Origin of the sequence: Mycolicibacterium hodleri, from assembly GCF_025822245.1 — a bacterium.
GTDB classification, from domain to species: domain Bacteria; phylum Actinomycetota; class Actinomycetes; order Mycobacteriales; family Mycobacteriaceae; genus Mycobacterium; species Mycobacterium hodleri.
Map to the genome: position 1 here is coordinate 1 of NZ_JACKTL010000031.1, position 731 is coordinate 731.

Annotated in this window: 1 pseudogene; it reads left to right on the forward strand. The window is 53.1% G+C overall.

Annotated elements, in window-relative coordinates:
* Positions 1–582, forward strand: a pseudogene (locus H7J06_RS12450) (IS5-like element IS5 family transposase); the annotation flags it as partial.
* Positions 583–731 lie beyond the last annotated feature (149 nt).

Genomic DNA, 731 nt, shown 5'->3' on the forward strand with positions numbered 1-731 from the left:
GTCATGATGACTCAAGGCACCTTGGTCGATGCCACCATCATTGAGGCACCCAGCTCGACCAAGAACAAAGAGCAGCAACGCGATCCGGAGATGCATCAGACCAAGAAAGGCAATCAGTGGCACTTTGGCATGAAGGCCCACATTGGTGTCGATGCCAAGAGTGGCCTGACCCACAGCCTGGTCACCACCGCGGCCAACGAGCATGACCTCAATCAGCTGGGTAATCTGCTGCATGGAGAGGAGCAATTTGTCTCAGCCGATGCCGGCTACCAAGGGGCGCCACAGCGCGAGGAGCTGGCCGAGGTGGATGTGGACTGGCTGATCGCCGAGCGCCCCGGCAAGGTAAGAACCTTGAAACAGCATCCACGCAAGAACAAAACGGCCATCAACATCGAATACATGAAAGCCAGCATCCGGGCCAGGGTGGAGCACCCATTTCGCATCATCAAGCGACAGTTCGGCTTCGTGAAAGCCAGATACAAGGGGTTGCTGAAAAACGATAACCAACTGGCGATGTTATTCACGCTGGCCAACCTGTTTCGGGCGGACCAAATGATACGTCAGTGGGAGAGATCTCACTAAAAACTGGGGATAACGCCTTAAATGGCGAAGAAACGGTCTAAATAGGCTGATTCAAGGCATTTACGGGAGAAAAAATCGGCTCAAACATGAAGAAATGAAATGACTGAGTCAGCCGAGAAGAATTTCCCCGCTTATTCGCACCTTCCCTA